The organism is Pseudomonas sp. (assembly GCF_030683065.1).
In the GTDB taxonomy this organism is placed as follows: domain Bacteria; phylum Pseudomonadota; class Gammaproteobacteria; order Pseudomonadales; family Pseudomonadaceae; genus Aquipseudomonas.
The window spans coordinates 121,889-142,229 of record NZ_JAUXMX010000040.1; the positions used below are offsets into that span (position 1 = coordinate 121,889).

The following is a 20,341-nucleotide window of genomic DNA, read 5'->3' on the forward strand; positions in this document are numbered from 1 at the left end:
GCCGCCGTCATTACGTAATGAAATATCTATATATCTTCACTCCTACCTCTAAAACTATCAACACGCATAGGAATCGCTAGAGGTCGGTTCTTTGTATTTTCGTAAGTTCGCCAAGCATAAGAGCCAATAATTCCCAAGCCAAAAAGATTCAAACAGCCAATAAAGGTAACCGTGAGCATGATCATTGCGTAGCCAGGCACCTCAATCATACCGTTAATTTTGGCTATAAGTGTCAACACTCCAAACAATGCAGCCAACACTGCTCCAAAAGCTCCGAATCTGATCAAGGCTTTTATAGGAATATCGGTAAAAGAAAAAATACTGTCCATGAGGTAGTTAACCTTCTTGCGGAAGGTCCAGGCAGACTTTCCGTATACCCTTTCTAGGCGCGAGTAAGTCACGATTTCACGGCGGTATCCTAGCCAGAAGATCTGAGCGATCAATGAACTATGCCTTTCTTCCAGAGTAAGCAGCCTATCGCGAAATACCTTGTTACATGCGAAAATATCTACGCCACCTATTGGGATTTCGGGTATGACATAGTGTCGGTATAGATTCCAGAAAATTTTTGAAGCTAATTGGCTATTCCAAGAATCCTGACGACTCTCCCGAACGCCGACAACCACATCAACCTCTTGCTGTATCAAGATACGATTCATTTCAATAACCAACTCTGGCGGCTCTTGAAGATCTGCAGCCATTACAGCAAAACGATCTCCGGTACCATGCTGAAGCCCTGCCCTGATCGCCATAAATGATCCAAAATTTCTCGACAATAATACTATTTTTGATTGGAAATGTTGAGACGGAAGCTTCGCACGAAGAATTTCATAACAACGATCCGGACTGCCATCAACCACAAATACAACTTCAAGTCTGCCATTTAATTTTAAATATAAACCTGCAACCGATACTAATAGATCAGGAAGGTTTGCTTCATTGCCATAAACTGGAATTACCAATGTTAACAAAATAAGTCTCCTAGAATAGAATTCTACGCCTAACCTAAAGCCATAGACATTCACAAAAATATTACTAATAAAAAAGCTAAACAGTTACCAAATTTTTAATGGATAGTTCTTCAAGCTATATGTAGAGAACAATAAATGCCCTGCAATGAAAACAGCTATTGAAGCCAAACCAATTTCATAACTATCAATAGACATCCAAGGCCCTTGTCGTCCAAAATAGAATTGCCATTCGTCCGATTGAAAGCTGGCCCCAGACTGAAGTGCTGTAATCGTTTTTTTATTTAGCCAAAGAAGAGGTGAAATTAAAGCAATAGAGACTAGCAAGCACCACTTTCTTTGAGCGTAAGAAAATTCAGACATAGCAAATATTGTCACTAATATTGGTAGCACCCCTATCCATTGCCTGCTTTCTGATCCAAATAAAAGAAAAGGAATAAAAGCGGAAAATATCACCAGCAGGCCTATTGGAGTATTTTTTTGCCCGCCAAATGAGTATTTGGCGACCACAATAAGTGCGGGGATAATAGTTGGTGTTAAATTTAAAAAATGCGAAACTAACGGCTTAAAAGGTAGGGCTAACGACTGTAATGCCATATTCAAAAATAGCGGCGGCCCAGCGAACCCCGAAGACCAATCTATGCAGCTATACATGAAGTACGCGCTTGAGAGCGTTGCAACAAAAGAAAGCGTTAAATATTTATAGCTTACTGCCTTCCAAGTATTAATATTTGTTAAAATGCTAATATATATCCACACTACAAACAAAACCGCTGCACTTATGCTGAGTAATGATAGTGAGCGCAGTTCCATTAACGCTGTTACGCCGTCTTTGTCCGTAGCGTGGGCTAGAATTTTATCTTGCGGGATACTAAGTAAGTATGGAACTATAAAAAAAAATATACTGATAGAAATTAAAACCGTTGCCAGTATGCGAGCTGATATTCTATATTTGTACCTTGGCACGGCTTGTGCTCCTTGTGCTCGTAGAGGGAACGCGCTCAAAATCAAAGGAATGAGGAACGACCCAGGAATTATCCACAAGCTGGCAGCTGATATAACACATAGCGCCCAACGCTGTGACTTTGACCAACACCACAAGCATAAACAGCTTGTTGCAAGCGCAGCATGATCACTCAATATCGGATAGAAAACTGGCATCACTATAAAAGGCCAAGTTAAAATTAATGCCGCAAGTGAGAGTATAGAAATTTTCTTCTGCAACCCCAACTCCAAAAATGTTGCGTACAGTAGACTTGCGCTTGCTGCAAGTAAAATCGAATTTAAGATTGCTTGGATTATGATTATTTGACTATGATTAGCACCAAATTTTATCGCTAAAATAATGGGAAAAAAAGCTGGCATTCTAATTTCTCGATATGGGTCGCCAGATATATCCCCGCCCGCAGCTAAAATTTGAGCGTAGTTGTAATATATGCTACCATCCCAACCTGCCCCATCACTTACAGGAATATAACCGCTTATAAAACTAATCAATAGAAACAATATAAAAACCGAGAGGAATATTGTTATATATTCTCTATTCATCAACATAAAAAACTTGTAATTTATTACGTCGTTAAAAAAAATATCGATTTTTTTCATAAGTAGACCAAGGAACTACAGAGGAAATTAATAACTAGCATACTGGCTTTTATTTGCGCAAAAAATACCACGGATGGCATATTTCTTCATGGGAAATTGCTTCCAAATCGACTCGTGCCGGCCCGCGCCGATTATATATAAGTAATGTCCGCTCGCTCACGGTCGCTGCTCCAACTCACCGGCATGGTATTTCAGCGCCAGCCCCAGCAACGGCACGTAAGCGATCATCAACCCCAGCAAGCCGTCTACCCCGCCAAGCCCGACCCAAAGGGCGATAGGCAACAACCAGAGAAGATTGATGCCGCCCACAATAAGCGTTACCGGCAAATGCCGACCGACCCGGCGCGAAGCGTACTGATAGGCGTGGCTGCGGTGGGCCTCATACACCTTGTCGCCGCGCAACAACCGGCGCAGCAAGGTAAAGGTGGCATCGACGATGAACACCCCAAGCAGAATCAACCAACTCCACAGCAACTGCGGCGCCACCCAGGCCGCCTGCAATGACAGCACACCCAGGGTGATGCCGAGAAAACCACTGCCCGCATCGCCCATAAAGATCCGTGCCGGCGGAAAGTTCCAAAACAGAAAACCCGCAACGGCTGCAGCCAAAAGCAAAGGCACAACGAATTCCGTAGGTTGGGTTGAGCCTGCGATACCCAACAAGATGTACAACAAGCCCCCCCCAAAACACACACAAATCGCCTCGACACTGGCAATACCGTCGATACCATCCATGAAGTTATAGAGATTGAGCAGCCACACCAGATACAGCGTCGCCAGCGCATGGCCAAACCAGCCCAGATCAACAGTGAAGCCGAACATCGCCACCGGCGGCAAACCACCCAGCCAGAACAATGCCCAGATAGCCGCAGCAAAATGCCCAAGCAAACGCCAGCGCGCGGCGATATGACCGTGATCATCGAGAAAGCCCAACACGGCAATACCCGCACCAGCACCCAGCAACGCCCAAGCCAAAGGCCAAGCGACCAAGCCCATGCCGGCCATCACCGGCAAGGCCAACAGAAAGCTCACCACGATAGCCACCCCACCACCACGTGGCGTCGGCACCGAGTGCGAGCTTCGGGCGTTGGGGATATCCATCAGGCTGCGAGCCAGGGCATAACGGCGCAACGCGCCAGTCAAAAAAAGCGCAACGCCGGCAATCACCGGCAAAAACCACCAGATACTCATTTGCTTTGCTGTTCCAGAAAATACTTGGCCGTCTTACGTAACGCTTCGTCAACGCTGAGCGGCGGTGTCCAGTTGAGTAGTTCACGCGTCTTGCCGATGTCGACTTGCAGCGAGCCGCACAGTCGCTGGGCAAGCGCCTGCTTACCCAACATCCCCGCCCCCACTTCGAGCAGCCGACTCGGCACCGGCAACAAGCGCGCCGACTTGCCCAGGGCCGTGCCCATCCGGCGCAACAACTCGGTAGTCGAAAGATCCTCGCCATCGCTGACCAGGAAAGTCTGGTTGGCTGCCGCAGGATGGTCGATGCAGGTCACGATCAAATCCACCAGGTTGTCTAGGGCAACCAGGCTGCGCCGGTTGTGGATGGCCCCAAATGGCAAAGGCACGCCCTTGTGGAGCCAGCGCATCATGCTCAAGAAATTAGCTTTAACCCCCGGCCCATAGACCAATACAGGACGGATAATTACCACCTCCATCCCGGTTTCAGCCGCCAAGCCTCGTAAGCCATGTTCGGCTTCCATTTTAGAAATGCCGTACGGGTCCGCCGGAGCAGGCTTAGCGTCGGCGAGGTAAGGTTCACCTACAGCGGTGCCTTCACCGTTGACCTTGACCGAACTGATAAAGATAAAGCGACGCACAGCTGCCGCCGCTGCCTGGCGAGCGAGATTCAAGGTGCCTTCGACGTTTACTTTGCGAAACTCGGCAATTGGGTCAGAAGACTGATCGTCCATAACGTGAACACGGGCGGCGGCATGTATCAAAACATGCACATTTTCCAAGGCCTGCGACCAATCAGTAGTCAACGATAAATCGCCAACCTTAATGAAAGGTAAATCAGGGGAAATCTGGCTTGATGCCTTCCGCAGAACAGCCAGCGGCTGCAAACCCTCCGCAGTAATCCGCGTCATCAAATAACTGCCGAGAAAACCCGACGCGCCAGTAACCAATACTCTTGAAGAGGAAGTGTTCATTAAGGCCTCTTACTAGCACTTAGTAAATCGACATACTCATCAATCACCAATTCACTCATACGTAGACTGGAAAATTCATTCTCAACTCTCTCACGCGCATTACGACTCATTTCTAAACGCATGCTTGAGTCGTTCAACAATGTCTTGATCGCGACAGCAAGTTCGTCTACACACTTAACCGGCACCAACAGTCCTGTTTCACCAGCGACGATTGCATCGGCTAAACCATAGATATTTGTACCTATCGCCGGAACACCCATGGCTGCAGCCTCAATAACCACAGTTCCAAAACCTTCCCGATAGCTTGGCAATAGTAAAATATCAGCTACAGCCATAAATCGCTCCGGCTCACTTGAAAAGCCCGGCATAATGATTTTTTCTTTCACAGCATCAGTAAGTCTCTCTACCAAAAACTCAATATCTGTTTCAGAGGGACCCAGCAAAATCAAAAACGTATCAGCATTTTCATCGATTACTTTTTGGAAGGCTGCCAATAGTTCAGCGAGCCCCTTGTCACGACAAAGCCTACCCACAAACAACAACATCGATGCTGATAGAGGAATGCCTAATTTTTCTTTAAACGCCCTATTATCAGTATCAGAGAATCTCGCGGGGTCAAACCGGTCAAGATTAATTCCCGCCAGCGAGCCAGACCCAAGAACGCTAATCCGCTCTTGAGATGCAACTCCACTTTTTACGATGAAATCTTTCTGAGAATTGCTATCAGCGTAGCTATGTGTATTAAGGCGCGCAATCAACTTATCGCTGGCTTTGGAAAGAAATCGCTTAACACCCGTCAAGCCTATCCACGGCTGCCCTGTGAATGTATGCAGTCGCACCGGCACACCTGCAAGCTTTGCAGCTAAACAACACAACAAACCCGCTTTTGGGGTTGTCGAGTGCACGATGTCAAAATTCGATCGTCGGAAAAATAACCACAACTTTATAAGGGCTGACAGGTCCTTTAAAAGCTCGATTTTTCTTGGTATCTCAATTGACACGTAAAGACTGCTCGGAATTTCATGCGACAGAGAGGCTTCGCTAGCGACAACCGTAACCTGAGCGCCAGCTTGTACAATATTAGAAATCTGTGCATGCAGCTGTGTTTCGACAAAGAACGCTACAGTGGAAACTCTAGCAATCTTAATTCCTTGCAGCTTATTCAGAAAAACTGTCATTATCGATAGTTACCATCATAAATATAGTCTAGGAATAGTTAATTTAAAAAGCATATAGAACGATAACCCAACACACCCTCTAGCGCACTCACCAAACAATTAGCTGAGCCACAAAAGAATCGATCCGCAACGGTAAGACAAGCTCAATTTCCAGCAATGAAAAAATTAAAAATGAAATCTCTTTCATCTCTGCCAACCAGTTATGCTTTATACAATTTATCCACACGGTCATGAATCAACAAAGAACAAGGAATAGTATTATCAAATGAAAAACCGGAACACAACAAATCAACCTGTACGCCCCTGATTACGCCTCAAATCCAAAGAGTACATATACAGCGCCATTGCAAAAATCGGCATGCTTTGTAGACCCTTGAGATTTATTATTAGAAATATCACAATCAAGGAAATAGCAAACATGCGAACTTTCATGAATCTTGGATAAGAGCGAGAAAAAACAAGAGGGATCAGGAAAAACGTATTAAGTAATATGAATATAAAGACAGAACCAACCCCTGAAAAATAAAGAATTCTCAAGTAGCCTACGTCCGTCCCCTTATAAAACTCAAGTGTCTCCGTAGCACCTGAAAAATACTGCCCATTCCCAAATAGCCAATCACTAATAGTATTCGGCAATACATACATTTCCAACAACACATTTACGCTTTGACTTTCCAGCTCGCCGTACTGGAATAGATTCCTAAATATTTCTGTCGCCTCAAACAAAGGGCCACTTTCCACATAGAAACTCAAAGCAACCATCACCAACAATGCAAAAACCAAGAAAACCTTAAACACCAATCCCTTTCTAAAGACGCTCATAATTGCATAAGCGACAATTGCACTCCTGGCCACTGCCATAGACAAAGGAAGCAGCAGCAATAACAAGCCATTAACAAACTTCGTGCTCGACAACAAGACACTAAAGAACAGCGCCAGAACAATAGTGAGTGCACCATCAACATGGAAAATTCCAAAACCCAAAGCTCTCAAACCGTATATATGCTGAAAGACCTCGGCGGAACGCGGCGATATAAAGCCAAGCATTAAAGAATAGAAATCACTACTGAACATTGAAATGATAATTATAGCCGACTGAAAAATCAACCACATTGCTAGTACTGAAGGGCGAGCCCTGACAATCTGATAGACAACGTAACCAAAGAAAATATTCAACAGAATCTTGACCGAAACAACCACATGAAAAAAAATATCTCGATATTCACCCTGCCCGTTCAAAAACGCCAATACTCCACCCAGCACCCACAGGCCGAATAAAAGTAAAAAAATTATCGAAAACAAACCTCGAGCTAAAAAGAAACGACCAAATCCCACCAAATAAAATGGGACAATTAGCAGCGCCAACGGGAACTCGGTTCCGTAAAAGCGCGGGTAACCCAAAATCAGAGCCATTATAATAAAGGCAACCAAGGGCGACATGCTTTTAATATTATATCTCTCTTCCATATAGTTGATTCTTTGCCACTAAGGGTTTAGCGATTTGTGCTGCGGAGGATTTTGGATCTACGAAAACAAGACGTCACCACTTAAAAAACAAGTATAAAACTCCTTGATAAAACCTGAGTTCTCTATAGCTATTGAAATTCAACAGCAAATTAGCCAATAGAGGCATAGCCTCGCGCTTTCGAACAGCTGCTAAATTTCTTAATCTAACACAATTCAAGACACAGCAAACTCGACTATACAGTGGATGTGTTTGATATTGCTGGGCTATTGATAGTAGCCCCTCATGTATAATGTCATGCTGTTTCATCGTATTGGTCGCATGCATGCGATATTGTGCAAGAACGCACGGCAATATTTCTAAAGTTTTTTCGCCGCTCCTAGACAAGCGTAACCACATATCCCAATCTTCAATTTTTGCGCATTCATTATATACTCCAGCATCAAGTATAGACTGCAAATCAACCATGCTCGCGGGCGCGGGTAATTCTGCCTTCAGCAAAAACACATCGTCAAACTTATACTTACTCGAACTTATCCTGCGACCTTTTTCGACTCCCTGATCGTCGATTAGTGAGATGGAACCAAACGCAGCGACGCAGTTAGGGTTGTTTTGCATATGCTGGACTAGGACACTCGTTTTATGCGGAAAAAGAATGTCATCGGATGCCAAGGCAGAAAAATACTTACCCTGGCACCATACAATGGCTTCATTTAACGTAGCGCATAGCCCTTGGTTGGCTCTTGATCGAAACTCAAAACGAGTAAACCGCTTTTGGCAAGTAGATAGCAGTTCTTTTATTTTACCAACGGAACCATCTTTAGATCCATCATCAATAATTATTAGCTCAATATTCTGATAGTCCTGATCAATTATGCTCTGAATACATTCCCGTACATATTTTTCGTGGTTGTAGCAAGGTACAACCACTGACACTAAAGGCTCTGACATGAGATAGTCCAGCTATTAAAATTTCTCAACTAAGTACTTGTCACTTAGTAATTTTCCTCGAAAGAACTTAAGCTCTTGACTGATACGCGGCAAGTAGCTAAAGGTAACGATCGCTAGCAACACTGCGAGGCCTGTTTCTGAGCAAATATTGCTAACATCCAGATCCAGAAGAGGAATACAAAAAATCTAGGACAGCAATTCGCTAACAAACCATTGTCCATCCGTACATAATAAAAGTTGTTGAGGTTACTGATGTGTTCAAGCAGATATTTTGTGTACTCCTTATTACCTAAGTTTAGACCATGGGTTGCATGGTATCAGGATGGTCGCTAAAATCCTTGCAGCGACTCACTTTTGCCACTATCCAGTTTTTTCAGCACGACTGAAAGTTGGTGTATCAGTACGCCTATGGGCAACACCGAAACCAGCCCGCTGAATGCCAGGTTGAGATCACTGGATAAAATGTTGCATAGAAGTTCTAACGTATTACCGGTTTACTGCCGTAATAGTAAGTTACGACCCAGGCGATAAAAACCATACCGGAAATTTGATAACGGAGAAATTGCTTCATATCAGCTCACTACATTGCTATTTTGAGCGCGGAGTGTACGAGTAATAAATATCGCCATCACCAACCAATAGACCCCATAATTGACGCTATGAGCCAAGGCAACTCCCTCCAACCCCATGGAATTGGTAAACGACACCGTTAACGTATAGAACATAGCGGCAAAAAAAACTTCCGAAGTTATAAAAAGTTTAATCATAGCCTTACCCAGCATGAGGTATGCCAGTATCCAACTACCAATTTTCAGCGTATCCCCAATCATCTGCCAGGCAAATAGCACTTCCATTTCTGCAAATTCGGCACTCAAAAAAACGCGAATAATAAAATCGCGCAGTAGATAGATAATTAAACCACAGGCCGCAGCCACTGGCAGGATGATTTTATAGCCTTGGATGATTTCGTGTTTGATGTCCGCAGGGTCTTGCAGTTCTGACAATCTGGGCAGGTAGTACACGCCGAGCGTAGTGGTTACCAGCATTAGATAAGCAGCACTGAGGCGCCACATAGCCTCCCAGTAGCCAGCGGCATCCCAGCCTAGGGTTTCGCCTAGGTGGTTACGGATCAGTATATGACTGAGCGGAACGCAGGCGGCGGAAGTCAGCGCCATGGCAGTGTATTTACACAGATTTTTGGCGGCTTGTTTGTCGATGCCACCCACCAGGTAACTCAACTTAAACCAAGGCGCCTTGTAAGTGAGCAGCAAAGTGACGAAGAAGGTCAGCGACTGGTAAACCGCCAGGGCTACCAAGGCACCATACAGGCCAAGCTGGATGGCCATAATACTGGTCACAGCCAACGCAAACAGGCTGCCTGCGATGTTGGCAACCACATAGCGGTGAATCTCTTTTTTGCCGTTGAGAATAGCCAGCAACAGGGTGTTGAAGACAAATAACACCAGCGTAGCGGCAAACCAGATAAATACACTGCCCAGGCTTTCATCTTTTAAAAACCAACCAGCCAGCGTGCGGTTGAACCCTATAACAAACACCGCGGTAATCAACGAGCCTATCAGGGCAACAGTGCCGGCTGTGCGCCAGACGGCATGTTGCTTAGCTTCGTCCTGGTGATACTCGGCGGTGTATTTGGTCACTCCAGTGTTGATGGCACCACTGGCAAAGGTTGTTATCATCTGTACTGCGTTCTGGAATTGCCCCAGCGCGGCATAGCCCGATGGACCGACATAGATCGCAAGGATCTTGTTCAGGCCCAACAACGTCAGCATCTTAATGACCACAGCAATGCCATTGAGCAGGCTGGTTTTGATCAGCGTCATTGGTTATCCGGCCTGAAAAGCGTTACAGGCTGCAATTACCTGCTGCACATCAGTATCACTCATTACTGGGCTGATCGGCAGGCTGAGCACCTGCTGATGGATCGCCTCAGTTAACGGGTAACTTTGTGCTTGCCAGTGTGCATAGGCTTGTTGCTGGTGCGGGGGGATCGGGTAATGAATTAGGGTTTGTACGCCCGCTGCGGCGAGATGCGCCTGCAACGCTGCCCGTGCGGTTGAGCGGATCACATACAGATGTAATACATGCGCCGTCAGGGTGTCCAGTGTGGTGTTCGGCCCTATGGGCTGCATCAGTGCGGGATTATTGATGCCCTGCGCGTAGGCATGCGCGATTTCCTTGCGACGCTGGGTTTCGGCATCAAGATGTTTAAGTTTTACCCGGAGCATGGCCGCCTGCATTTCATCGAGGCGACTGTTCACGCCCTGATACAGGTTCTCGTATTTTTTATGGCTGCCGTAGTTACCCAATGCACGGATGGTTTGCGCAAGCTCGTCATCACTTGTAGTGACGGCACCAGCATCGCCAAGCGCGCCTAGGTTCTTACCGGGGTAAAAGCTGAAACCAGATGCATGGCCCCAGTTACCCGCTTTTTTGCCGTTGATTTCTGCGCCGTGTGCCTGAGCTGAATCTTCCAACACCAGCAGTTGATGCTGATCAGCCAGCGCCATAATTTCGGGCATCGGCGCCAGTTGGCCATACAGATGCACTGCCACAATGGCTTTAGTTTTGCTCGTAATGGCGGCGGCAGTTTTTACTGGGCAGAGGTTGTAGGTTGCTGCGTCTGGTTCTACTAAGACCGCTTTGAGGCGGTTTTCAGTAATCGCCAGTATGCTGGCAATGTAAGTGTTCGCCGTAACAATGACCTCGTCGCCTTCCTGCAACTTGCCCAGCTCTTTCCAGGCCCTTAGCGTTAGCGTAAGGGCATCCAGACCATTGGCAACACCGATGCAGTGCGTTGTGCCGCAGTAATCTGCAAACTCCTGCTCGAAGGCTTTGAGTTCCTGACCTTGAATGTACCATCCCGAGTCAATGACTCGGGTGGCTGCGTCGATTAGCTCTTGGCGGTATTGAGTGTTGATGGATTTTAGATCGAGGAAAGGAATCATTAATCTACATACCTGATAATTTTTGCCGGGTTACCCACCACAATTGCTTTTGCCGGTACATCTTCGGTTACAACAGCACCTGCACCGACCATTGCATATTCGCCGATGGTTATGCCGGGCAGTAGTGTGGCATTGGCACCAATACTCGCATGATGTTTTATGATAATACCGGAGAACTCTGTCGGATATTCTTTAGATCGCGGGTAAGTATCATTAGTAAACGTTGCATTAGGGCCAATAAAAACGTTGTCCTGAATGCGAGCGCCATCCCATACCTGTACGCCGGACTTTATGGTGACGTTGTCACCGATGATGACATCGCCCTCTATCAAGGTGTGGGCGCAAATGTTGCCATTTTTCCCTATGATCGCACCCTCAAGAATGACTACAAACTGCCATATACGTGTGCCTTCACCTATTTGGCAAGGAGCAACATCAGCCAGTTTATGGATGGTACTCATTGCCCTACCGCTTTGATAAAAATCTCATAACCCCGAATATAATCACTTTCATCATAATGCTCGCTGGCCAACACAAGCAGCACACAATCCGGGCTAAAGTCGTGCATTTCATGCCAAACCATTGAGTCAATAACAACACCCTTGATGGGCGAATCCAACCAGACTTCGGTTTTTTCAGTGCCATTGTCCAGCAGCATTTTGCATTTGCCGGTGACGCATACCGCCACTTGCTTCAGGGCTTTGTGCGCATGAAAGCCACGCGCTATACCGGGCTGGGTACCAAAAAGGTAATAGACCCGCTTGATGTCGAAAGGTATAGATTTGTTACCTTCCAGTGCGACTAACGAGCCACGGCCGTCGCCCAGCGCAGGAAAATTAACCCATTGCACAAGATTCATAGCTTACCCTCTGCCAATTGAAGCAAATACTGACCATAACTGTTCTTGCTTAATGACTGGCCTATGCGCAACAGATCTTCGCGATTTAACCAGCCATTGTTAAAGGCAATTTCTTCGAGGCAGGCGATTTTGTAGCCTTGGCGTTTTTCAATAGTTTCTACAAAAAGACCAGCCTCAAGCAAGCTTTCGTGAGTGCCTGTGTCCAGCCAGGCAAAGCCGCGGCCGAGCAACTCGACGTTGAGGTCGCCGCGCACCATATAGGCCTGGTTGATACAAGTAATTTCCAACTCGCCTCGGTGGGAAGGCTTTACCTGCTTGGCTATCTGCACCACATCATTATCGTAAAAATACAACCCCGTAACGGCATAGTGGGATTTTGGTTTTTGCGGCTTTTCTTCGATGGATATAGCACGCTTATTTTCATCAAACTCAACCACACCGAAACGCTCCGGATCTTTGACCTGGTAGCCGAATACTGTCGCGCCTTTGCCACGGTCAGCTGCGGCTTTGAGCATGGGGCTGAATCCTTGGCCGTAAAAGATGTTGTCACCCAACACAAGACAAACCGAGTCGGTGCCGATAAAGTCTTCGCCAATAATAAAGGCTTGAGCGAGTCCGTCCGGGCTGGGTTGTTCGGCATAGCTGATGCTGATACCAAATTCTGAGCCGTCACCCAATAACCGCTGATAGCCACTGATGTCTTGGGGTGTACTGATCAGCAGGATGTCGCGGATACCAGCCAACATTAATACCGACAAGGGATAGTAGATCATCGGTTTGTCGTAAATGGGCAGTAGCTGTTTGGATACACCCTTGGTGATCGGGTGCAGCCGAGTACCGGAACCACCGGCGAGGAGAATACCTTTCATATGCGGGTGCTTCCTTGTTCTGTGGTACCAAGACGTTCGCGCTGATAGCTGCCGTCTTGTACATGGCGGCACCATTCGAAGTTGGCCAGATACCATTCGACAGTTTTGCGCAGGCCAGATTCAAAGGTTTCCGCTGGAACCCAGTCCAGTTCACGCTGGATTTTGCTGGCGTCGATAGCGTAACGGAGGTCGTGGCCAGGGCGGTCTTGGACGTGGGTAATTAGGCTCTTGTAGGACTGCGCTTGCGAACAGCTGGCTTGTTCAATAGCACCGCCTGTAGCAGGATTGATCGCGAGCAAGCTCGCTCCTACAGGTGATTGCATCGGCCGGAGTTCATCGAGTAGCTCGCAAAGGGCGTTGACTACTTCGATGTTCTGTTTTTCATTGTGGCCGCCGATGTTGTAGGTCTCACCTACTTGGCCTTCGGTCACTACTTTGTATAGGGCACGGGCGTGGTCTTCAACGTATAGCCAGTCACGTACCTGATCGCCTTTGCCGTAAATCGGTAGCGGCTTACCTTCCAGTGCGTTGAGAATCACCAGCGGAATAAGCTTTTCCGGGAAGTGGTACGGACCGTAGTTGTTCGAGCAGTTAGTAATAATTGTCGGCAGACCATAGGTGCGGCGCCAGGCACGCACCAGATGGTCAGAGCTGGCCTTGCTCGCCGAGTAAGGTGAGCTGGGGGCGTAGGCTGTGGTTTCGGTGAATAGATCTTCAGGCCCTTCCAGGTCGCCATACACCTCGTCGGTGGATATGTGGTGGAAACGGAAGGCTGCCTTGCGCTGCTCACCCAGCCCCTGCCAGTACTGGCGGGCGGCCTCCAGCAGGGTGTAGGTGCCGACGATGTTGGTGGTTATGAACTCGGCTGGGCCGTCGATGGAGCGATCAACATGGGATTCTGCGGCCAAGTGCATCACAGCGTCAGGCTGGTGCTCATGGAATACACGGTCCAGTGCAGCACCGTCGCATATATCAACCTGCTCGAAGGCGTAACGTTCACTGTCGCTGGCTTCGGCAAGCGACTCCAGATTGCCGGCGTAGGTGAGCTTGTCTAGGTTGACCGCACTGTCAGCTGTATGACGAATGATATGGCGAATGACAGCTGAGCCAATAAAGCCCGCACCACCTGTGACAAGAATTTTCATACGTTGAATAGGCCTTCAATTACTGGTCGTTGTTTTAGTGCATCTATACCGTTTGCGGCGTTGACTGCATGCTTCAGCGGGTCGAGCGAATCTGCCATGGGCAGCCACGCAAGTCTCCCAGCGGGATTGGCCTGTGAGCAAACAACGCGGGAGCATCTGGCATGTGTTTGGAAATTTAAAGCCTTGGGTGTTGCTGCCTGACAGAACGGTAAGAGCGCACGCTTGCCAACCCCGACAATGTGTTGGCTTGCGCAGCGGTGTTAACCGTGGCGCCACCACCTGGTCTAACAGTCGCCGCTAACCCAACCTACTCAGATGTCAGTGCTTTGGGTGGTTTGCCAGCATCAGACACGCTACCGCCCCAGGATTTACCGTTGGTTTCCTGAGAACGTCAAATCATCAAATTTTACTGGCATTGCCAGGGTGTTGCCTTGATCTCGGCCAGGGCTGAGGCTTGTTCAGTTCTTTATTACGCTCAGCAGCGGCATGCTGATCTGTTGCTGGCGGTTGAGCATGTTGAGTAGCAGGATCACCCGCTGCTCGCCGTCCATGGCGACGAAGATAGCGTCCAGTTCGGCAAAGCCGCCTTCGGTGATGCGTACGCTATCGCCTGCTTCTAGGGCCGGTCTAACCGGGGCCGTTTTACGTTGTTGCAGGCGTTCGATCAAGCGGTTGTCGAGCCGCAGCGGTATACCGCCAAAACCCACGACACGAATGACCCCACGGGTCGAGCGCAGCGGTCCCCAGTTAGCATCGGCTGCCAGCTGAATAAATAGATAACCGGGGAACAGCGATTCGACGATGATTTGCCGACAGCCACGCACAATCCGCTCGCAGCTGTGCTGCGGCCGATAGCAGATGTAACCCTGGCGCAGCAGGTTTTGTTCTGCGCGCTCATCCTGGCGGGATTTGCAGTGCACGAGGTACCAGCCAGGGGCCGTACCAGTGATGCAGTGGGTCATTGCGGTGCTTACACTCATATGGGTAACAAGCACATCGGCGCAGCATCTACACCGACAGTTCACTCCTGGTTGCAGCCGGCCTGGTTGAGCCGGTTGCGGGGTTCGTTTCAGCCTAGCCTGCCGTTGGGATGGATAGGATGGGGTTTGGGGCGTTGAGGACACGTTTACGGGTGTTGCCAGGTGCCAGTTAGGGGGCGGCCTGCTGGGATCGATTGGAGTTCAGGATCGCCAGGCAGTAGCCGTTCCCTACGGCTTACTGCATTTCCCACATCCATGTGGGTCACAAGCTGGCTCCTACAAAAGCAGGTATTTCTCGCTTCCGTGTGGGTCACAGTGGGATCACACGGTAATCATTTGTTGGTGCCGCTGGGAATCATTAGCTCCAAGGGGCGTTGTTTGTCTTTGTAGAGCGCTTTGAGGCGCTCGCCGAATTCATGTTTGGCGCCGGTTTCGCCGTGAACGATGCGTACCTGACTGGGCCAGTGACGCATGCGGGTGACGAAGCCCAGCAAGCCTTTTTGATCCGCATGGGCTGAATAGCCGCCTATGGTATTGATTTTGGCGCCAATTTTGTAGCGCTCCCCGTCCAGATCGACATAACCACCACGCTCACCATACATCTGGATAGCGCGGCCGGGTGTGCCTTGCGCCTGGTAGCCGATGAAGAGTACGTCATGCCGAGGATCGTGGAGCATGGCTTTAAGGTAATTGACAATTCGACCACTGCTGCACATTCCGTTCCCGGCAATGACGATAGCCGGACGAGCGGTGGCGGTAAGGTGGCGCACCATGGCCAGGTGGGCTTGGTGGCTGTCGACCGTGATCAGTTGCTCGAAACCCAGCGGGTTGCGGCCCTGCTTGAGGCGCTGCAACGCTTCGTTATCCCAGAAGGGCTTTAACTCGCGGTAGACCTGGGTGAAACGGCTGGCCAGGGGGGAATCGAGGATGATCGGGAGTGTGGGCCAGTTGATTTCGGGTGCAGCCTTGTTTGGGGGGCTAGCCTTGTATTCGCTATCGAAGCCGCCCCTCACCCCAGCCCTCGGCTCGGGCATCCTGCTTCGCCCTACCTCCTGCATCCATGCAGTCGTCTCCCCTGAGGGGAGAGGGAGCTTAACAGCGGCTTTACTCGCCTGACCCTTGTTAACAGCATCAAGCTTTTTGCTGTGGATGATGTCTTCGAGTTCGTAGAGCAGTTCCTGGGTGCGGCCGATGCTGAAGGCAGGGATCAGTACGGTGCCGTTGTTGGCCAGGGCTTGTTCGATGACGCTTTCCAGGCGCTTGCGGCGGGTGCGGCGGTCTTCGTGCAGGCGGTCGCCATAGGTGCTCTCGATCACCAGGATGTCGGCGCGATACGGTGGCTTGGGCGCTGGCAGCAGCGGCGCATGCGGCGCACCCAAGTCGCCGGAGAAGACGATGCGTTTCTTCTCGCCGGTCTCGGGGTAATGCAGGTCGATCTCGACATAGGCCGAACCGAGGATGTGCCCGGCGCGCTGCAGGCGGATGCGGCAGATCAGGCGTGCGGTGTCCTGCAGGGTGAACCAGGTCTTGTAGGGCAAGGCGATGATGCGCTGCTCGATCAGTTTGATGTAGCGCTCGACCTGCTTCTGATCGCGACTGAAACCGAGCTTGAACGCGTCTTCGAGGACGATGGGCAGCAGCTTGGCCGAGGGTTCGCTGCAGAGGATCGGCCCTTTGAAACCGGCAGCCAGCAGATAGGGAATACGCCCGACGTGGTCGATATGCACGTGGGTGGCGACCAGCGCCTTGATCGTATCTAGGGGAAATTCGATGGCCAGGCGATCGGCAGCGGACTTGCCTTCAGCCGAGGTCTCCGCGCCCTGGAACAAGCCACAGTCGATCAGCAGGCTGTGCTGGGCGTCCATCAGCAGTTGATGGCAGGAGCCGGTGACGCCATCTTTGGCGCCGTGGTGGAGGATGTCGGGGTAAGCCATGTGATCGATCCTTGTTAATCCTTTAACGATGGCCGGCAGGTGGAGCGTTGCCGGGGCGGTCCTTTGCTTGTGTTTGCAGTCCTGGTGCGCGCAGCGCACCCTACGACCGGGACTTTCTCAGCTATCGCTTGCCGTGTAGAAAAGCTTGCCCACTCGATCGATGTGCTCGATCAGCGCCGGATTATCCAGCAAGTCATACAAGGAAAGATCGATTTTGTAGGGCAGCAATAGATCATCCAATTCCGTTTCGATTCGCAGCAGTTGCTGATAGGTCACATCACCCTTGAGCGTGAGGTCGATATCCGAACCCGGGCGGAAGTTACCCTTGGCTCGGGAGCCGTAGAGGATCGCTTGGCGGATACCGGGACAGCGATGAAACACCTGCTGAATGGCCTTGATGCTTGCCGCCGGCAGGCCGCTACCCTGCAACTCGCTCATGATTCTTTTGCCGCACGATCGAGTAGCGTCAGCTCCAGCGCCTTCAACAATGGATGATGACGCTGCTGGATATTTAGCAATATGGCCTCGGCCGTCTCTTCGTTATAGGTATGCGATGTGCGATTACGGTCTACCAGCATGTCCATCCAACCCTGTCCATCGGCCAGCAAGCCCTTGCTGAACCCTTCGCGGATTGTATCCCTGGAGCCAACGATACCCGGGATACCTTGCCAGACTAGGTAATCCTTGAGGCTGTTCCAGCCAAGCTCGTAGGTGTACTCGAAGGCCTGGATAACGCCCTGCTTTTCCAATTTCGACAGGCTACGCGCCTCCATCAGAGCCATGGCTTCGTCTAGTTGAGCCTGCGCCTTGCTGAAATTTTGCAAGCGCTGTAGCCAGCGGATGTCTTCATTGCTCATGCTGCGCCTTTACTCTCAGCCTGCTCGTTGCAGTTTACGTTCGTTACAGGCCGGCAGGCCGTGAAATCTGCCTGGCCGAGACAACATTTATAAGGCCTTGGCGGCGCGTTTTCTCAGCATCAGGCGGATCAGAGCGATAAAGACGCCGAGCATCCCGCCCAGCACCACGCCCAACGCCACGATCAGGGGCTTTTTCGGTTTGATGGGCTGATCCGGGACCTCTATCTCCCCGTCTTGGCGGAAGACGGCGACGCTGCTCGGATCAAGGCTTACACCTGCGAGCAATTGATATAGTCCTTCGAGATTTCGCAACTCGGGAATGAATGGATCGTCTGACGTACGCGCCAGCAGCACTTGCATTTCTGCATACAAAGCCTTGGCGCCACGCATGTACATCAAACTGCCATCCATAAACGCGGAAAGCTCGCTGTCATTTGACACTCGCCCGGTGATGACGGGAGGGTTATTCAGGCCGATTGCTTCAGCAACCGTCAATGCCTCTTGCAATTGCTTAGTGCGGTCATCACGACGAGCTTTAGCGCTGGCACGCTCGGATTTGATCTGCTGCTCAATGTTGCGAGCCTGCACTGCAAGTTCGCGCTCCGAGTTCTGCAGCATTTCAGCCAATGACCGCTCAGCCACCTGATCGATGTAGTGCTTTGTCCATGTTGATGCTAATTCGGGGCTGTAATGCTCGACAACGATGGTGAAGCGGTCTGGCTGATTTTTATCCAGCACCTTTACGCTAAATTCCTTATTAAACTCCTTGTAAATACCATCCTGAGAACCGGCGCGTTGAGTTTCATCTAGGGACGGCAAGTAAACCTGCCTGAAAAATTGACGCTTAGACCTTTCGGACTGCAGATTGCGGGTAAATACTGCGTATACATCACTAACCGAAAATGGCTTCAAGCCATTCCCGCCTGCGCCCTCACCTGTTCGCCCCAAGTTGAAACCAGCAATGTCGCTGAGAGACGGTGACAGCACAGCTGCACGCGCTTCATACACAGGCCGGCTTAAAAAAGCATACGAGGCCGCACCGACAGCGAATATCAAGGTAACCAGGACGATGAGCCATTTTTGCGTCCACAAGCCGTGGAACAGCTCCAAAAGATCGATTTCGTCATCATTGTTGGCTTGGCGCGGGTACGTTTGCTCGGTCACTGTAGATCCATCTTTTGTCAAAAAGTCGATTATTCAAATCGTAGTGCCACTCGCATGCAGAGCGACCTAATAGGCAGCGCATTCTGCCAGCATCGTCATCCAATACAAGCCCTTGCCGACCAGTCGATTGATTCAATCAAGGTGCGGGCTACTTTTATCCCAGCAATAACCCAGTAGATATACCTAAATGATATTCATTATTACTGAGGCTTAAGCATGTCAACCTAGAAGGCGTGGCATTTCGCCATACACTGCAGGCGATTCCCATTGTAGGTCCTTGGCATCCCTGCCGTTGGCAGAGCCCTGGCCACCCTTAACTCGGCTTTTTGAGTGCCTACTGAGCCGCCCGACTGCTCGGTCAATCCCCAGACCGCGCCATGGAGGGTTACGGCGCGCCGGGTCTTGCTGGCAGTCATTAAGAATTTGCCACGCGCCTAACCCCTACGGACTGCAGCGTTGTTGTGGGAGGGGACTTGTCCGCGATTAGGTGTTGGTTGGGCCGGCGGATTGTGGGCAGCTGTTGTGACCGTAAGGCGGGTTAGCGGCGCGGGTCGCGCTAGCACGACCGCGCACAGAGTCAAAGCGCCGCGTAACCCACCACACCGAGGTCAGTCGTCAGACCGCGTGATGGAGGGTTACGCCGCGCCAGGTGTTGCTGGTAGTCATCGAGTATTTGCCACGCGCCTAACCCGCCCTACGGACTGCGGCGCTTTTGTAGGAGGGGACTTGTCCGCGATTGGGTATTGGTTGGGCTGGGCTGGGCTGGCGGATCGTGAGCAGCTTTTACAGGGCGGCGGCGACCGTAGGGTTAGCGGCGCGGGCCGCTCGCATTACCGCGCGCAGGGTCAAAGCGCCGCGTAACCCGCCACACCGAGGCCAGTCGTCAGACCGCGTGATGCAGGGTTTAGCAGCACTGCCCTACTCGTCTTCATTTACTCGGTCACGCAGTTCTTTGCCCGGCTTGAAGTGCGGGACAAATTTGCCATCGAGGCGGACTGAATCACCGGTTTTCGGGTTGCGGCCAACACGCGGCGCGCGGTAGTGCAGAGAAAAACTGCCGAAGCCGCGGATTTCGATACGGTCACCCGTAGCCAACGCCTGGGACATTTGTTCCAGCATGGTTTTTATGGCCAGCTCGACATCTTTGTTTGAGAGCTGCCCCTGATGGGTAACGATCCTTTCGATCAACTCCGACTTGGTCATGTTTTTCCCTTCTTTTTCAAGCAGCTAGGTCACTC

The 20,341-nt window shown here is 50.0% G+C and carries 19 protein-coding genes; all 19 read right to left on the reverse strand.

What is annotated here, in order from left to right; genetic code table 11:
- Positions 1-26 precede the first annotated feature (26 nt).
- On the reverse strand, positions 27-971 hold the full coding sequence (locus Q8K09_RS13490; protein WP_305255477.1) for a glycosyltransferase family 2 protein: 945 nt from the start codon (positions 969-971) through the stop codon (positions 27-29).
- Positions 972-1,055: 84 nt separating this feature from the next.
- Positions 1,056-2,573 (reverse strand): hypothetical protein, encoded by a 1,518-nt coding sequence (locus Q8K09_RS13495; RefSeq protein ID WP_305255478.1) that lies wholly within the window; start codon positions 2,571-2,573, stop codon positions 1,056-1,058.
- Between the two features lie 156 nt (positions 2,574-2,729).
- Positions 2,730-3,764, reverse strand: a complete 1,035-nt coding sequence (locus Q8K09_RS13500; protein WP_305255479.1) for a glycosyltransferase family 4 protein — start codon at positions 3,762-3,764, stop codon at positions 2,730-2,732.
- Positions 3,761-4,735 (reverse strand): SDR family oxidoreductase, encoded by a 975-nt coding sequence (locus Q8K09_RS13505; protein ID WP_305255480.1) that lies wholly within the window; start codon positions 4,733-4,735, stop codon positions 3,761-3,763. The genes Q8K09_RS13500 and Q8K09_RS13505 overlap by 4 nt, the downstream gene beginning before the upstream one ends.
- Positions 4,735-5,913 (reverse strand): glycosyltransferase family 4 protein, encoded by a 1,179-nt coding sequence (locus tag Q8K09_RS13510; protein ID WP_305255481.1) that lies wholly within the window; start codon positions 5,911-5,913, stop codon positions 4,735-4,737. Before Q8K09_RS13510 ends, Q8K09_RS13505 begins: the two co-directional genes overlap by 1 nt.
- 288 nt (positions 5,914-6,201) lie before the next feature.
- Positions 6,202-7,380: a hypothetical protein gene (locus tag Q8K09_RS13515; protein ID WP_305255482.1), complete on the reverse strand. Its 1,179-nt coding sequence runs from the start codon at positions 7,378-7,380 to the stop codon at positions 6,202-6,204.
- 73 nt (positions 7,381-7,453) lie between these two features.
- A complete protein-coding gene (locus Q8K09_RS13520) occupies positions 7,454-8,329 on the reverse strand; it encodes a glycosyltransferase (RefSeq protein ID WP_305255483.1) in 876 nt (291 codons plus the stop codon).
- A 572-nt stretch (positions 8,330-8,901) separates the two neighbouring features.
- Positions 8,902-10,170: an O-antigen translocase gene (locus Q8K09_RS13525; protein WP_305255484.1), complete on the reverse strand. Its 1,269-nt coding sequence runs from the start codon at positions 10,168-10,170 to the stop codon at positions 8,902-8,904.
- 3 nt (positions 10,171-10,173) lie between these two features.
- Positions 10,174-11,295, reverse strand: coding sequence for a DegT/DnrJ/EryC1/StrS aminotransferase family protein (locus Q8K09_RS13530; RefSeq protein ID WP_305255485.1), 1,122 nt, complete (start codon positions 11,293-11,295; stop codon positions 10,174-10,176).
- Positions 11,295-11,756: an acyltransferase gene (locus Q8K09_RS13535; protein WP_305255486.1), complete on the reverse strand. Its 462-nt coding sequence runs from the start codon at positions 11,754-11,756 to the stop codon at positions 11,295-11,297. Before Q8K09_RS13535 ends, Q8K09_RS13530 begins: the two co-directional genes overlap by 1 nt.
- Positions 11,753-12,154 (reverse strand): FdtA/QdtA family cupin domain-containing protein, encoded by a 402-nt coding sequence (locus tag Q8K09_RS13540; protein WP_305255487.1) that lies wholly within the window; start codon positions 12,152-12,154, stop codon positions 11,753-11,755. The genes Q8K09_RS13535 and Q8K09_RS13540 overlap by 4 nt, the downstream gene beginning before the upstream one ends.
- On the reverse strand, positions 12,151-13,023 hold the full coding sequence (gene rfbA, locus Q8K09_RS13545; protein WP_305255488.1) for a glucose-1-phosphate thymidylyltransferase RfbA: 873 nt from the start codon (positions 13,021-13,023) through the stop codon (positions 12,151-12,153). Before rfbA ends, Q8K09_RS13540 begins: the two co-directional genes overlap by 4 nt.
- Positions 13,020-14,168 carry a dTDP-glucose 4,6-dehydratase gene (gene rfbB / locus Q8K09_RS13550; protein WP_305255489.1) on the reverse strand — a complete coding sequence of 383 codons (1,149 nt, stop codon included), beginning with the start codon at positions 14,166-14,168 and terminating at the stop codon, positions 13,020-13,022. The genes rfbA and rfbB overlap by 4 nt, the downstream gene beginning before the upstream one ends.
- Positions 14,169-14,626: 458 nt before the next feature.
- On the reverse strand, positions 14,627-15,148 hold the full coding sequence (gene rfaH / locus Q8K09_RS13555) for a transcription/translation regulatory transformer protein RfaH (RefSeq protein ID WP_305255490.1): 522 nt from the start codon (positions 15,146-15,148) through the stop codon (positions 14,627-14,629).
- Between the two features lie 332 nt (positions 15,149-15,480).
- Complete coding sequence (locus Q8K09_RS13560; RefSeq protein ID WP_305255491.1) at positions 15,481-17,082, reverse strand: MBL fold metallo-hydrolase; 1,602 nt, start codon at positions 17,080-17,082, stop codon at positions 15,481-15,483.
- A 117-nt stretch (positions 17,083-17,199) separates the two neighbouring features.
- The gene (locus tag Q8K09_RS13565; RefSeq protein ID WP_305255492.1) at positions 17,200-17,520 is read right to left on the reverse strand and encodes a nucleotidyltransferase family protein; all 321 of its coding nucleotides are present in this window, start codon (positions 17,518-17,520) and stop codon (positions 17,200-17,202) included.
- Entirely contained in the window at positions 17,517-17,939 is a 423-nt protein-coding gene (locus Q8K09_RS13570; RefSeq protein WP_305255493.1) for a nucleotidyltransferase substrate binding protein, read from the reverse strand. The genes Q8K09_RS13565 and Q8K09_RS13570 overlap by 4 nt, the downstream gene beginning before the upstream one ends.
- 87 nt (positions 17,940-18,026) lie before the next feature.
- On the reverse strand, positions 18,027-19,103 hold the full coding sequence (locus Q8K09_RS13575) for an LPS O-antigen chain length determinant protein WzzB (protein WP_305255494.1): 1,077 nt from the start codon (positions 19,101-19,103) through the stop codon (positions 18,027-18,029).
- A gap of 918 nt (positions 19,104-20,021) precedes the next feature.
- The gene (ihfB, locus tag Q8K09_RS13580) at positions 20,022-20,306 is read right to left on the reverse strand and encodes an integration host factor subunit beta (protein ID WP_172149193.1); all 285 of its coding nucleotides are present in this window, start codon (positions 20,304-20,306) and stop codon (positions 20,022-20,024) included.
- Between the last annotated feature and the right edge of the window lie 35 nt (positions 20,307-20,341).